Annotated in this window: 11 protein-coding genes; 8 read left to right on the top strand and 3 right to left on the bottom strand. The window is 70.5% G+C overall.

The features are described 5' to 3' along the window. Positions 1-58 precede the first annotated feature (58 nt). Together ACWCPF_RS17270 and ACWCPF_RS17265 are read left to right on the top strand one after the other, a co-directional pair. Positions 59-298 carry a hypothetical protein gene (locus ACWCPF_RS17270; protein WP_451045856.1) on the top strand — a complete coding sequence of 80 codons (240 nt, stop codon included), beginning with the start codon at positions 59-61 and terminating at the stop codon, positions 296-298. Then, entirely contained in the window at positions 295-1,869 is a 1,575-nt protein-coding gene (locus ACWCPF_RS17265) for an amidohydrolase (RefSeq protein WP_451045855.1), read from the top strand. The genes ACWCPF_RS17270 and ACWCPF_RS17265 overlap by 4 nt, the downstream gene beginning before the upstream one ends. Before the next feature lie 87 nt (positions 1,870-1,956). Here ACWCPF_RS17265 and ACWCPF_RS17260 read toward each other — a convergent pair whose 3' ends face one another. Beyond that, on the bottom strand, positions 1,957-2,817 hold the full coding sequence (locus ACWCPF_RS17260; protein ID WP_451045854.1) for a phosphatase PAP2 family protein: 861 nt from the start codon (positions 2,815-2,817) through the stop codon (positions 1,957-1,959). Positions 2,818-2,947: 130 nt separating this feature from the next. After that, complete coding sequence (locus tag ACWCPF_RS17255) at positions 2,948-3,982, bottom strand: LacI family DNA-binding transcriptional regulator (protein WP_451045853.1); 1,035 nt, start codon at positions 3,980-3,982, stop codon at positions 2,948-2,950. A 449-nt stretch (positions 3,983-4,431) separates the two neighbouring features. Here ACWCPF_RS17255 and ACWCPF_RS17250 point away from each other — a divergent pair, with 449 nt between their 5' ends. From ACWCPF_RS17250 to ACWCPF_RS17235, 4 genes are all read left to right on the top strand, one after another. Beyond that, positions 4,432-5,706 (top strand): extracellular solute-binding protein, encoded by a 1,275-nt coding sequence (locus ACWCPF_RS17250; RefSeq protein ID WP_451045852.1) that lies wholly within the window; start codon positions 4,432-4,434, stop codon positions 5,704-5,706. A gap of 118 nt (positions 5,707-5,824) precedes the next feature. Next, positions 5,825-6,829: a carbohydrate ABC transporter permease gene (locus ACWCPF_RS17245; protein ID WP_451045851.1), complete on the top strand. Its 1,005-nt coding sequence runs from the start codon at positions 5,825-5,827 to the stop codon at positions 6,827-6,829. A 13-nt stretch (positions 6,830-6,842) separates the two neighbouring features. After that, positions 6,843-7,754, top strand: coding sequence for a sugar ABC transporter permease (locus ACWCPF_RS17240; protein ID WP_451045850.1), 912 nt, complete (start codon positions 6,843-6,845; stop codon positions 7,752-7,754). Positions 7,755-8,005: 251 nt separating this feature from the next. Next, a complete protein-coding gene (locus tag ACWCPF_RS17235; RefSeq protein ID WP_451045849.1) occupies positions 8,006-9,682 on the top strand; it encodes a glycoside hydrolase family 13 protein in 1,677 nt (558 codons plus the stop codon). 152 nt (positions 9,683-9,834) lie between these two features. On the opposite strand, the gene ACWCPF_RS17230 is transcribed toward ACWCPF_RS17235, so the two are convergent. Beyond that, entirely contained in the window at positions 9,835-11,688 is a 1,854-nt protein-coding gene (locus tag ACWCPF_RS17230) for a protein kinase domain-containing protein (protein WP_451045848.1), read from the bottom strand. Between the two features lie 210 nt (positions 11,689-11,898). Here ACWCPF_RS17230 and ACWCPF_RS17225 point away from each other — a divergent pair, with 210 nt between their 5' ends. Together ACWCPF_RS17225 and ACWCPF_RS17220 are read left to right on the top strand one after the other, a co-directional pair. Beyond that, a complete protein-coding gene (locus ACWCPF_RS17225; protein ID WP_451045847.1) occupies positions 11,899-13,044 on the top strand; it encodes an FHA domain-containing protein in 1,146 nt (381 codons plus the stop codon). 148 nt (positions 13,045-13,192) lie between these two features. After that, complete coding sequence (locus tag ACWCPF_RS17220) at positions 13,193-14,569, top strand: alpha-amylase (RefSeq protein ID WP_451045846.1); 1,377 nt, start codon at positions 13,193-13,195, stop codon at positions 14,567-14,569. The last annotated feature ends 6 nt before the right edge of the window (positions 14,570-14,575 follow it).

The raw sequence follows: 14,575 nt of genomic DNA, 5'->3' as shown, positions 1-14,575 counted from the left end.
CCGGCTCCGCGTCTGCTGGTGCGTTGTTTGACGGCTGACGTCGTCAGTCGTCGCCGCCGTGCTGCTGGCCGGTGCGATAGGGCTCGTCGTCACCCATATCGACCTGTTCACCGGGGCCTCCGACGCCGTGAACACGCTGCTGATCGTCCTTGCGCCCGTCGTTTTTGTTGTGGGGCTCGGGCTGGCCTGGTGGCTGCGCCTCACGCGGCCCCTCGTGTACGCGAACTTCGCCGCCGAGCCTGTGGAGCCGGCGGATTCCGTCGAGCCCGCCGAACCCGTAGAGGAGCTCACCTCGTGACCGTCCCCGACCTGATCCTCGTCGGCGCCCACGTGCGCACGCTCGATCCCGCCCGGCCGTACGCCACCGCCGTCGCCGTGCGCGACGGGGTGATCGCGGCCGTCGGCGACGAGAACGACGTACGCGACTGGCGCGGGTCGGGCACCGAGGTCGTGCCCCTGACGGGCGCCCATCTCGTGCCGGGGCTCGTCGACGCGCACAGTCACCCCGTGTGGGGGCTGGACCTGGCGACCGGCGTGGATCTGTCGGGGGTGGCCGATCTCGCGGGGCTGCGGCAGGCCCTGGCCGGCGCCGAGCGGATCGACGGGTGGGTCGTCGGGTTCGGGCTCGATCACAACGCGTTCGAGGGGCGGGCCGTCGACCGGGCGCTCGTGGAGGACGTCCTCGGCGGCGCGCCGGCCTTTGTGCGGCTGTACGACGGGCACTCCGCGCTGGTCAGCGGCGCGGCGCTGACCGCGGCGGGCGTGACCGGGGCCCGGGACTTCGCGCAGCGGTCGGAGGTGGTCTGCGACGGAGATGGGCGGCCCACCGGGCATCTCGTCGAGCACGCCGCCGTGGAGCTGGTGGCGCGGGTCGCGCCCCGGCCTTCGTACGCGGCCCGGCGGGAGCGGCTCGTCTCGCTGCTCTCCGCGATGGCGGCCACCGGGCTGACCGGGGCGCATGTCATGGACGCGGGGGATCCGGAGCTGGTCGCGGAGGTGGCCCGGGAGACCGTGCTGCCGGTGCGGCTGCGGTTCGCGCCCTGGTGCATGCCGGGCGTGGACGCGGCCGGGCTGGCGGAGCTGGTGGCCCAGCAGGGGCGGGGCGGACGGCACTGGGTCGTCGACGGGGTGAAGTTCTTCATGGACGGGACCGTGGAGGGGGGAACCGCGTGGCTGGAGCATGCCGACTGCCACGGACAGGGGACCGCCGCGTTCTGGCCGGATCCCGGGGCCTATGCCGAGGCGGTGCGGTCGCTGCACGCGCGCGGGGTGCGTACCGCCACCCATGCCATCGGGGACGCGGCCGTGCGGCATGTGCTCGATGTGGTGGCCGGGCTGGGGGCCGGGGCCCGGGGGCGGCACCGGGTCGAGCACATCGAGAGCGTGCCCGACGCGGTGCTGCCGCGGTTCGCCGAGCTGGGGGTGGCGGCCTCGATGCAGCCGCCGCACACCGCCTACACGCGGGCCGACGGCACCGACGAGTGGTCCCGGCGGCTCGGCGCCGAGCGGGCCGGGCGCGCCTGGCGGCTACGGGATCTGCGGGACGCCGGCGCGACGGTCGCCCTCGGCTCGGACTGGCCCATCGCCCCCTACGACGTACGCGGCGTGCTGGCCGACGCCCGGGCGCCGCGCGGCGCCGCTGCGGCGCGGGCGGGGCTGACAGGTCTGGAGGCGCTGGAGGGGTGCACCACGCATGCCGCTCGGGCCGCGGGGGAGAGCGAGGTCGCGGGGCGCGTCGCCGTCGGTCTGCGGGCCGACCTCACCGCGCTGGGACTGGACCCTGTCGAGGCTCCCGCGGACGAGCTGGCGCAGGCGCCGGTGCGGCTGACGGTGACCGGGGGGTGTGTGGTGCATCGAGGGGACGGTTGAGGTTCGGGCTGTGGCGGGCGGCGGCGGTGGGGCCCCGTCGTCTGCGGGCCTACCTGAGGGTGACTGGGGGTGCGCGGTGGCTGAGGCTTATGCCTTGGTCAGGGACAGCGGCTTGTTTCGTTTCTTCGGCGGAGCCAGTCGGGGCAGGGAGTACGGCAGGGCTCCGTACCAGACACTGGCCACCGTGAAGCCGAAGGCCAGGCAGACGACGCCGCCGACCGCGTCCAGCCAGAAGTGGTTGGCGGTGGCGACGATGACCACCAGGGTCGCCGCCGGGTACAGCAGGCCCAGGACCCGTACCCACGGGACCGACGCGAGCGCGAAGATCGTCAGACCGCACCACAGGGACCAGCCGATGTGCATGGAGGGCATCGCCGCGTACTGGTTCGACATGTGCTTGAGGTCGCCGGAGGCCATCGAGCCCCACGTCTGGTGGACCATCACCGTGTCGATGAAGTCGCCGCCCGGCATCAGGCGCGGCGGCGCGAGCGGGTACAGGTAGTAGCCGACCAGGGCCACCGCCGTGGTGGCGAAGAGCACCAGGCGCGTCGCCGCGTAGCGGCCCGGATGGCTGCGGTAGAGCCAGACCAGGACGGTCAGGGTCACGATGAAGTGCAGCGTCGCGTAGTAGTAGTTCATGCCCACGATGAGCCAGGTCACCGAGTTCACCGCGTGGTTGACGGACTCCTCCACGGCCAGGCCGAGATGGTGCTCCATCCGCCAGATCCAGTCCGCGTTGCGCAGCGCCTCGGCCCGTTGCTCGGGGACCGCGTTGCGCACCAGTGAGTACGTCCAGTAACTCACCGCGACGAGCAGGATCTCGAACCAGAGGCGAGGGCGGCGGGGGGTGCGCAGGCGGTCCAGCCGCCGGGGCCGGGTCCCGGCCGTGACGGGCTGCGGAACGGCCTGGTCACGGCCTTCCAGTGGCGTCACAGTCGATTCACCCATGGACATAAAGTCTGCCAGATAAGCCCCCTCGGCCGATCATCCCTCGGTCGGGTTCGCCGCGCACGTTCTACGGCGGGAGGATGCCTTCGTCTGCTACCGACGCATTGGGGGAGACCCCGACGTCTCCGCCTTACGGACGATTCCGGTCCCCGGGGGCCGAAGCCGTCGAACCGCGCACCACCAGTTCCGGCATGAACACGAACTCGCTGTGGGGCGCGGGAGTCCCGCCGATCTCCTCCAGGAGCGTGCGGACGGCGGCCTGGCCCATCGCCGGGACCGGCTTGCGGACGGTCGTCAGCGGCGGGTCGGTGAAGGCGATCAGCGGAGAGTCGTCGAAGCCGACCACCGAGACGTCCTGCGGGACCGCGAGGCCGCGCTGGCGGGCCGCCCGTATCGCGCCGAGGGCCATCATGTCGCTCGCGCAGACGACGGCCGTGCAGCCCCGGTCGATCAGGGCCGTGGCCGCCGCCTGGCCGCCCTCCAGGGTGTAGAGGGAGTGCTGGACCAGCTCGGTCTCGATCGTCTCCGGGCTCAGCCGCAGCTGCTCCTGCATCGCCCGCACGAAGCCCTCGATCTTGCGCTGGACCGGCACGAACCGCTTCGGGCCGAGGGCCAGTCCGATCCGGGTGTGGCCGAGCGAGACGAGGTGGGTGACCGCCAGGGTCATCGCCGCCCGGTCGTCGGGGGAGATGAACGGCGCCTGGACCTTCGGGGAGAAGCCGTCCACCAGGACGAACGGCACGCCCTGCGCCCGCAGCTGCTCGTAGCGCTGCATGTCGGCCGTGGTGTCCGCGTGCAGCCCGGAGACGTAGATGATGCCGGCCACCCCACGGTCGACCAGCATCTCGGTCAGCTCGTCCTCCGTGGAGCCGCCCGGGGTCTGGGTGGCGAGCACCGGGGTGTAGCCCTGGCGGGTCAGCGCCTGGCCGATGACCTGGGCCAGGGCCGGGAATATCGGGTTCTCCAGCTCCGGCGTGATCAGGCCGACCAGACCCGCGCTGCGCTGACGCAACCGGACCGGGCGCTCGTAGCCCAGGACGTCCAGAGCGGCGAGCACGGACTGACGGGTGGTGGCGGCGACGCCAGGCTTGCCGTTGAGGACGCGGCTGACGGTCGCTTCGCTCACCCCCGCCTGCGCAGCGATGTCGGCAAGCCGTGTGGTCACAGGGGTGGACTGTACCGGTCGGGTGCCTGCTTGCACACCGACGGGACGCCGCGGACGACCTGGTGAACGACTCGCGCCGGGCTGCTGCGTCATCGAGCTCCCTCGTGAAAGTGATGGCAAGAGCTTGCAGAGTCTTGCACAGCAGCCGTGTGCCCTGCCGCAAGGCCGTTCAACCGCGACAACAACGGTCTCACGGCGGTCGAGGGGAGGTTACGCAGGGGTCACGTGCGGATAACTTCGGGGGTGTCTTGCACTTTTTTGCTGCAAGGTCTTTCGTGCCGCTTACATCGCTGTTACGTTCACGTCGCCCGGCTGCGTCCCCCACTCTCGAACCGACTCGAGCGGGAGGGGCCCCCATCGGCGCGGTCGGCAAGTCGGCAAGGCGGCAGGGCTGCGGACGGGACCGCTTCCTGTGGCTCATACGGGCTTTCACCCTCAAGGAGAAACTCATGCGGCGTGGCATAGCGGCCACCGCGCTGGTGGCGTCCTTCGCCCTCGCGGCGACGGCCTGCGGCGGGGACGACAGCGGCAGCGACAACTCGTCCGGGCCGGTCACCATCACCTGGTGGGACACCTCCAACGCCACCAATGAGGCGCCGACGTACCAGGCCCTGGTCAAGCAGTTCGAGGCCGCCAACAAGGACGTCAAGGTCAAGTACGTCAACGTGCCCTTCGACCAGGCGCAGAACAAGTTCGACACCGCCGCCGGCGCGTCCGGCGCCCCGGACGTGCTGCGCTCCGAGGTCGGCTGGACCCCCGCCTTCGCCAAGAAGGGCTACTTCCTGCCCCTGGACGGCACCGACGCCCTCAAGGACCAGGCCGAGTTCAAGCCGAACCTGATCGAGCAGGCCAAGTACGAGGGCAAGACGTACGGCGTGCCGATCGTCACCGACACCCTCGCGCTGGTCTACAACAAGGCCCTCTTCACCAAGGCCGGCATCACCGAGGCCCCCAAGACCTGGGACGAGCTGAAGACCGCCGCCGCCACCATCAAGGACAAGACCGGCGTCGACGGCTACTGGGGCTCCACCCAGGCCTACTACGCCCAGTCCTTCCTCTACGGCGAGGGCGCAGACACCGTCGACGCCGACGCCAAGAAGATCACCGTGAACTCGGCGGCGGCGAAGAAGGCGTACGGCACCTGGCTCGGCCTCTTCGACGGCAAGGGCCTGCACAAGGCCGACACCACCGCCGACGCCTACGCCCACATCCAGGACGCCTTCGTCAACGGCAAGGTCGCCGCGATCGTCCAGGGCCCGTGGGAGATCACGAACTTCTACAAGGGCAGCGCCTTCACCGACAAGGCCAACCTCGGCATCGCCACCGTCCCGGCCGGCTCCACCGGCACGGCGGGCGCCCCGACCGGCGGCCACAACCTCTCGGTCTACGCCGGCTCCGACAAGGCCCACCAGGCCGCCGCGCTGAAGTTCCTCAACTTCATGACCTCCGCGAGCTCCCAGGCCACCATCGCGCAGAAGAACTCCACGCTGCCGACGCGCGACGACGCCTACACCGCCGCCGTCAAGGCCGACCCGGGCATCGCCGGCTACCAGACCGTCCTGTCCGCCGCCCAGCCGCGCCCGGCCCTGCCGGAGTACAGCTCCCTGTGGGGCCCGCTGGACACCGAACTGCCCAAGATCGCGGGCGGCAAGGAGACCCTCGACAAGGGCCTGAGCAACGCTGAACTCGCCATCGCCAAGCTGGTGCCGGACTTCAGCAAGTGAGCCCCGCGTGGCCGCCGGATCTCCCACGGACAGCGGGGGGAGAGATCCGGCGGCCACCGGCCTGTACGCCGTACGCCCCATCGAAGACGCAGCGTGAAGATCCAGAAGGTGTCGAACCATGACAGTCGCCATCGACCGCGCCACCGGCAAGCGCCGCGGTGACCGTGAGCCAGGACCCGGCCGCGCCGGACGCCTCAAGCGCGGCTATCAGAAACACTGGTACGCCTACGCCATGATCGCCCCGGTGGCGGTCGTCCTCGGCGTCCTCGTGCTCTACCCCCTGGCGTACGGCCTCTACCTCACCCTCACCGACGCCAACAGCCTCAACACCGCGCGCACGATCGGCGTCAACCACATCGACGCCACCTACACGTTCATCGGCCTCGACAACTACGCCGACATCCTGTGGGGCCCGACCGCCTACGACCGCTTCTGGTCGCACTTCATCTGGACGATCGTCTGGACGGCGTCCTGCGTCGCCCTGCACTACGGCATCGGCCTCGGCCTCGCCCTGCTCCTCAACCAGAAGCTGCGCGGGCGCACCCTGTACCGGCTGATCCTGGTCCTCCCATGGGCGGTGCCCACGTTCGTCACCGTGTTCGGCTGGCGTTTCATGCTCGCGGACGGCGGCATCATCAACTCCGGGCTCGACCTCCTCCATCTGCCCACGCCGCTCTGGCTGGAGGACACCTTCTGGCAGCGGTTCGCCGCGATCATGGTCAACACCTGGTGCGGTGTGCCGTTCATGATGATCTCGCTGCTCGGCGGCCTGCAGGCGATCGACGGCTCCCTCTACGAGGCCGCCGAGATGGACGGCGCGAGCGCCTGGCAGCGTTTCCGCTACGTCACCCTGCCGGGCCTGAGGTCGGTCAGCTCCACCGTCGTCCTGCTCGGCATCATCTGGACGTTCAACCAGTTCGCCGTGATCTTCCTGCTGTTCGGCACCACCGCCCCGGACGCGCAGATCCTCGTCACCTGGGCGTACTACCTCGGCTTCGGACAACAGCCGCGTGACTTCGCCCAGTCGGCCGCGTACGGCATCCTGCTGCTGGCCATCCTGATCGTCTTCACCTCGTTCTACCGCCGCTGGCTGAACCGCAACGAGCAGCAGCTCGCGATCTGAGGCAGGAGTTCCCATGAGCACCACCACCGCAGAGACCTCCGCCCAGGTCGTCGGAGAGCAGAGCCGTCCGAAGGCCCCGCGCCGGGCCCGCAGGCGCGGCGAGATCAGCCTCGCCGGCTCGCTCGGCTCGCACGCCGTCCTGATCGTCGCGAGCGTGATCGCGCTCTTCCCGATCGGCTGGCTCGTCTATCTGTCCCTCGGCCCGGACAAGGACGACTATCTGCACCCGGGCGGCATCTGGGGCAAGATGACGTTCGACAACTACACGTTCGTCCTCGAACACACCAAGTTCTTCGACTGGTTGAAGAGCTCGCTCATCGTCACGCTCGGCACCACCGCCATCGGCGTGCTCATCGCCGCCACCACCGGTTACGCCGTCTCCCGCATGCGCTTTCCCGGCTACAAGAAGTTCATGTGGGTGCTGCTGGTCACCCAGATGTTCCCGGTCGCCGTGCTGATGGTGCCGATGTACCAGATCCTGTCCGACCTTCAGCTCATCGACAACTACTTCGGCCTGATCCTCGTCTACTGCACGACGGTCATCCCGTACAGCGCCTGGCTGCTCAAGGGGTACTTCGACACCATCCCCTTCGAGATCGACGAGGCCGGACGCGTCGACGGACTCACCCCCTTCGGCACCTTCTTCCGGCTGATCCTCCCGCTCGCCAAGCCCGGCCTCGCGGTAGCCGCCTTCTACAACTTCCTCACCGCCTTCAGCGAGGTCGCGTTCGCTTCGACGTTCATGCTCAGCGACGACAAGTACACGCTTGCCGTGGGCCTGCAGTCGTTCGTCAGCGAGCACGACGCCCAGCGCAACCTGATGGCCGCGACGGCGGTGCTCATCGCGATACCGGCCGCGCTGTTCTTCTACCTCGTGCAGAAGAACCTCGTGACCGGGCTTACCGCGGGCGGCACGAAGGGCTGACCGCCAGTTCGGCGTCGTGGGCCGTCTTTTGTCTGCGGCTTTCGTCGTGGCTGGTCGCGCCCGCGCGGCGGAGCCGCATATCAGATACAGCCTCGCGCCCCTTAAGCGCCCCGCACACTCGAGGTGGTCGCGGTGTCCTCCCCCAGAGGGGGGACCCCCAGACCCCGCCGGCATCGCGGCCGCCTCGTCCTCCCTCTCCTCCGTCCCCTACTTCACCTGATCCCATGACCCCGTTAGGTACCAAGGACGCCATGAGCCAGCAGCCCTCCGCAGCCCCGGCCCCCTCCGCCACCTCGGCCGTCGCCACCGTCGCCAAGCGCCGTGACTGGTGGCGCGACGCGGTGATCTACCAGGTGTACCCGCGCAGCTTCGCCGACAGCAACGGCGACGGCATGGGCGACCTGGAAGGCGTACGCTCCCGCCTGCCGTACCTGCGCGACCTCGGCGTGGACGCCGTGTGGCTCAGCCCCTTCTACGCCTCCCCGCAGGCCGACGCCGGCTACGACGTCGCCGACTACCGCGCCGTCGACCCCATGTTCGGCAACCTGCTGGACGCCGACGCGCTCATCCGCGAGGCCCGTGAACTCGGGCTGCGGATCATCGTCGACCTCGTCCCGAACCATTCCTCCGACCAGCACGAGTGGTTCAAGCGGGCGGTGGCGGAGGGCCCCGGCTCGCCGCTGCGCGACCGCTACCACTTCCGCCCGGGCAAGGGCGAGAACGGCGAACTCCCGCCCAACGACTGGGAGTCCATCTTCGGCGGCCCGGCCTGGACGAGGGTCGCGGACGGCGACTGGTACCTCCACCTCTTCGCGCCCGAGCAGCCCGACTTCAACTGGGAACACCCGGCCGTCGGCGACGAGTTCCGCTCGATCCTGCGCTTCTGGCTCGACATGGGCGTCGACGGCTTCCGCATCGACGTCGCCCACGGCCTGGTCAAGGCGGAGGGCCTCCCCGACCTCGGCTCGCACGAACAACTCAAGCTGCTGGGCAACGATGTCATGCCGTTCTTCGACCAGGACGGCGTCCACGAGATCTACCGACAGTGGCGGTTGATCCTCGACGAGTACTCCGGTGAGCGCATTTTTGTGGCGGAAGCCTGGACGCCGACCGTCGAGCGGACCGCCAACTACGTCCGCCCCGACGAGCTCCACCAGGCCTTCAACTTCCAGTACCTGGCCACCGAGTGGGACGCGGCGGAGCTGCGCGAGGTCATCGACCGCACGCTGGAGTCGATGCGCCCGGTCGGCGCCCCCGCCACCTGGGTGCTGTCCAACCACGACGTGACCCGGCACAGCACCCGCTTCGCCAACCCGCCCGGCCTCGGCACCCAGATCCGCACCGCCGGCGATCGCGCCCTCGGCCTGCGCCGGGCGCGCGCCGCCACCCTGCTGATGCTGGCGCTCCCCGGCTCGGCGTACGTCTATCAGGGCGAGGAGCTCGGCCTCCCGGACGTCGTCGACCTGCCCGACGAGGTGCGCCAGGACCCGGCGTACTTCCGCGGCGCGGGCCAGGACGGCTTCCGCGACGGCTGCCGGGTGCCGATCCCATGGACCCGCGAGGGTTCGTCGTACGGCTTCGGCGACGGCGGCAGCTGGCTGCCGCAGCCCGCAGGCTGGGGCGAGCTGAGCGTGGAGGCGCAGACCGGCGTGGCCGGTTCGACGCTGGAGCTCTACCGCTCCGCCCTCGGCATCCGGCGCTCCCAGTCCGACCTGGGCGCCGGCGACTCGGTGGAGTGGCTGAAGGCCCCGGAGGGCGTACTCGCCTTCCGCCGCGGGGAGTTCGTGTGCGTCGCGAACACGACGGGGGAGTCGGTGACGACTCCCGCGTACGGGCGGGTGCTGCTCGCGAGCGGTGAGGTGACCGAGACCGACGGCGGCGAGGCGAAGCTGCCGGCGGACACGACGGTGTGGTTCACGACCGCCTGACGTTCTTCCCCGTCACCGGGCCCGTCACCGGGCCCGTCACCGGGCCCGTCACCGGGCCCGTCACCGGGCCCGTCACCGGGCCCGTCACCGGGCCCGTCACCTGGCCCGTCGCTCCGGCTCTTCGGCTGAGCGGCGGGCCTTCGTGGGTGTTCTCAGGGAGCCTTCCAGAGGGTCAACTCCAGTGTGTAGTCACGGGCCTTGTAGCCGGACGAGTCCTCCTGGACGACGACGTCCTTGATCTTGAGCATCGCCAGGTTGCCCTTGTCGGTGACCGTGCACAGCAGCGTGTCCTTGGTCAGTTCCTTCTCCTGGCCCTCGTCGGCGAGCTCGGAGGGGAGCGCGTTCGTCGCCGCGCCCTCGGCGCACTGCTCGGGGGTGGCGCCCGCGCTCTTGCCCACGGTCGTCACCAAGCGCAGGGTGTACCTGCCGCCGAACTCCTCGTACTGCAGCTCCGCCCCCGTCGTCGAGCTGGAGGCGTGCGTGTCGATCTCCGGCGCGTCCAGGTCGACGTTGGTGTACGAGCTGCGGCCCGTGGTGAACTGCGCCCGCAGGGTGAGCGGCTTGTCCTTGAAGACCTCTGCGTAGCCCCCGCCGCCGCCCGGCGTGCTCGCCGTGGACGGGGCGGTGCTGTCCGACGACGGGCTCGACGGGGTGCCGACGGGGGCCTGGGCGTCCCCGGTCGCCGTCGAGGACGCTGTTGCGCCGCTGCCCTGGGCCTCGGAGTCCTTGTCCTTGTCGTCGCCCTTGGTGAAGATCCAGGCGGCTGCCGCGATCACCACCACGGCGAGCGCGACGGCGCCGACCCCCAGCGGGGTCCGGCGGCGGGCGGCCGGTGTTCCCGGAGGGGCGGGGGTGGTGGATCCGGTCGGCGGCGCAGACGGGGCCGGAGCGTACTGCGACTGCTGCGACTGCTGCGACTGCTGCGACTGCTGGAGTGGCTGGAGTGGCTGCGGTGGCTGGGGGTGGTGGGTCGGTTCGTCGGGGCGGGGGACGTGGGTGGGCGGGTGTCCGCCGGCTCCTGTGGCGCTCGGCGGCACGGTCGCGGCGTCCGCTCTGGGCTCGGGGGCGGGCTCGGTTTCGGGCCACTGCTGGGCGAGCTGCTCCCGGTGGGTGATGTCCGCCGCGACCGGCTCGGGCAGCCAGCCGGTGAAGTCCCGCGCCTGCCGCTCGCCCAACTCCTGGCATATTGCCGCAAGTTCGGACGGTGTGGGGCGGGCCGTGGGGTCGGTGGCCAGGCAGCGTTCCAGGACAGTGCGCAGCGGCTCGGGATACGTGGTCAGGTCCGGCGGGCGGAACTCGCTGTTGGCGATCCTGGTGGCCAGGGTGATGGCCCCGGAGTCGCCGTAGGGGTGGCGTCCGGTCGCGGCGACGGCGGCGATCAGGCCGAGCGAGAAGATGTCGGTCGCCGGGGTGAGGTCGCCGCCGTTGGCGTGCTCCGGCGACATGAACTGCGGGGTGCCGATGAGACCGCCGCTACGGGTGAGCTGGGTGGCGTCGGCGGCCCGCGCGATGCCGAAGTCGATGATCCATGGGCCCTCGGAGCCGATGAGGATGTTGCTCGGCTTCATGTCACGGTGGATCACGCCCGCCTTGTGCACGGCGTTCAGCGCCTCCGCGGCGCAGCCGGTGAGCTGGAGCACCGAGGACACCGGAAGCGGCCCGTGCCCGGTCAGGACCTGGTCCAGGGCGAGGCCGGGGACGTAGGCGGTGGCCAGCCACGGCTGGGGACCGGTGGTGTCGTGGTCGACCACGGGCACGACGTGGTAGCCCTGCACCCGGCGAGCGGAGGTCGCTTCCTGCTCGAAGCGGCGGCGGAACTCTTCGTCCTGGGCGTAGTCCCGGCGGATCAGCTTCAGGGCGACCGGCTGGTTGCCGCGCGTCCGGGAGAGGTAGACGGACCCCATGCCGCCCTCGCCGATCCGGGCGAGCAGCCGGTAACCGGCCACCTCCCGCGGGTCGTCGTCGCTCAGTGGTCTCAGCGGGTCGCCGGTTCCAGCACTGTTCAAGTCTTCAACCTTCCGCTCGCCGAGGCGTGAGCTTACCGGGGCATCCCGGTGGAAACACGGGAGTTGACGGGACTTTTCCCGATGGCACGGCCCCGGCGGGCGGCCGTATCGTGAGGGCCCCCGGCCCCCCGGCCCCCCGGAACCCCGGCCCCCGGCTCTCGGCCGCCGGACAGCCCGGACAGCCCGGACAACACGGACAGTGAGGCGTTCATGGAACATCATCTGGCCGCGTCCGCGGAGCGCGCCGACTATCTGGTCGAGCTGTCCAACGTCGTGCGCCAGACCTCCATCGGCCCGCGCGGACCCCGGTCCCTGCGCCGCCTGGGGCTCGTCCTGCGGGCCCTGATGGAACTCACCGGCGACCCCGACGTGTCCGTGTACTTGGTCGCCGACACCAGTCTGCTGGGCGGGCACCGGGAGTTCGGCGACCCGGACGAGGTCCGCCGGCTGCGCCGCTGGGTCGCCGACGGCCTGGTGGAGGAGGTGGGCGACGCCGACGAGCGGATCCTCGAACTGGCCCGGATGACCGGCACCCGGGTCGTCACCGGCGACCAGTACGTCGACCATCGTGGCGAACACCCGTGGATCCAGGGCAACACCTGGCAGTTCCTGCGCCCCGAGCCCCGCTCCGACCAGAGGGTCACGCTCGTGCCGATGGACATGGGGGTGCGCACGGAGGCCGAGATCTCCCGTCGGATGGAGCTGGCGGCCCTGAAGAAGCAGGGGCTCCTCGGCCCGTCCCGGACCCCGCTGACCGACGTCATCATGCGGGCCTGGAGCTGCCCGGAACCCCGCTGCACGCTCTACGACCTCCACCGGGGCGACCGGATCCTGCTGCCCCGCATCCGCCGCGGCGTCCCCACCTGCGAGCTCCACGGCGCCCGGCTCACGGAGGTCGGCGAGCGGCCGGCCTGTGCCCAGCTCAAGGTGGTCATCGACGGCGCCTGCGTGGCCCGGTACACCCTCGACGAGGGTTCCGAGGCGTCCGTCGGACGCTTTCCCGGCCCGGAGGGCATCGCCCTGCACAGTCTGCTGTCCCCGGAGATCGCCGCGCGGGTCAGCCGCAGGCATGTGGCCGTCTCCGCGCGCGGCGGCACGGTTCTGTGCCGTGACGTCAGCAGCTATGGGACCCGGATGCGGCACGCCGGCCGCCGGGGCGGACCCGGCCCCTGGGAGAAGCTGCCGCCGGGCGCCGACCGGCCGTTCCGCCCGGGTGACGAACTCGAACTCGCCCCCGGTGCAGTCCTCACCCGCAGCGGTCGGCGCTTCCCGGCCGAGCTCGCCGACGCCTGGCGCGCCGAGGCCGCCCGAACACCGGTCCCGCCGACCGCCGCGGCGCCCACCCGCCGGGTCTGACCCCACAGGTCCTGTTCCGCCTCCCAAGTTTCCGCATCAACTTCACACGGCCCGCCGCCCTTTGGGGCAGCGGGCCTTTAACATCTGCGTCACCGCAAGTTTGCTGAAATATTTCAGCAAGAGCCTTCAATGGAGAAGGACACCCCACATGGCAAGCAGCAGCCCCCTTTCAGGCGCCCTCGCCCTGGCCGCCGCGGCCGCCGTCATGGCCCCCACCGCCGCGTCCGCCACCCCGCCCGGCGCCAAGGACGTCACCGCCGTCCTCTTCGAGTGGAACTTCGCCTCGGTCGCCAAGGAGTGCACCGACACGCTGGGCCCGGCCGGCTACGGCTACGTGCAGGTCTCCCCGCCCGCCGAGCACATACAGGGCTCGCAGTGGTGGACGTCGTACCAGCCGGTCAGTTACAAGATCGCGGGTCGGCTCGGCGACCGGACGGCCTTCCAGAGCATGGTGAACACCTGCCATACGGCGGGCGTGAAGGTCGTCGTCGACACCGTCGTCAACCACATGTCGGCGGGCTCCGGCACCGGCACCGGCGGCTCCTCGTACACGAAGTACGAGTACCCCGGCCTCTACTCCTCCTCCGACTTCGACGACTGCACGAGCCAGGTCACGAACTACAGCGACCGCTGGAACGTCCAGCACTGCGAACTCGTCGGCCTCGCCGACCTGGACACCGGCGAGGAGTACGTCCGCAAGACCATCGCCGGGTACCTGAACGACCTCCTCACCCTCGGCGTCGACGGCTTCCGCATCGACGCGGCCAAGCACATCGACACGGCCGACCTCGCCAACATCAAGTCGCGCCTCAGCAACCCCTCCGCGTACTGGAAGCAGGAGGTCATCCACGGCAGCGGCGAGGCCGTCCAGCCCACCGAGTACACGGGCAACGGGGACGTCCAGGAGTTCCGCTACGCCTACGACCTCAAGCGCGTCCTCAACAACGAGAACCTCGCCTACCTGAAGAACTACGGCGAGGGCTGGGGGTACCTGAGCAGCTCGGTCGCGGGCGTGTTCGTCGACAACCATGACACCGAGCGCAACGGCTCGACACTCAACTACAAGGACGGCGCGAACTACACGCTCGCCAACGTCTTCATGCTCGCCCACCCGTACGGCGCCCCGGACGTCAACTCCGGCTACGAATGGTCGGACGCGGACGCCGGACCGCCCAAGAGCGGTGCTGTGACCGCCTGTTGGCAGGACGGCTGGAAGTGCCAGCACGCCTGGCCGGAGATCCTGCGCATGGTCGCCTTCCGTAACGCCACCCGCGGCGCGTCGATGACCGACTGGTGGGACAACGGCGCCGACGCGATCGCCTTCGGGAGGGGCGCGAAGGGCTATGTGGCGATCAACCACGAGTCGAGCAGCCTGAGCCGGACGTACCAGACCTCCCTGCCCGCGGGCACGTACTGCAACGTCCAGAGCAACACGAGCGTGGCGGTGAACTCCGGTGGGCAGTTCACCGCCACGCTCGCCGCCGACACGGCGCTGGCGATCTACGCCGGCAAGAGCAGCTGCTGAGTCGCG

Source organism: Streptomyces sp. NPDC001858 (genome assembly GCF_053594615.1).
This window is presented reverse-complemented; position numbering and strand designations above follow the sequence as displayed.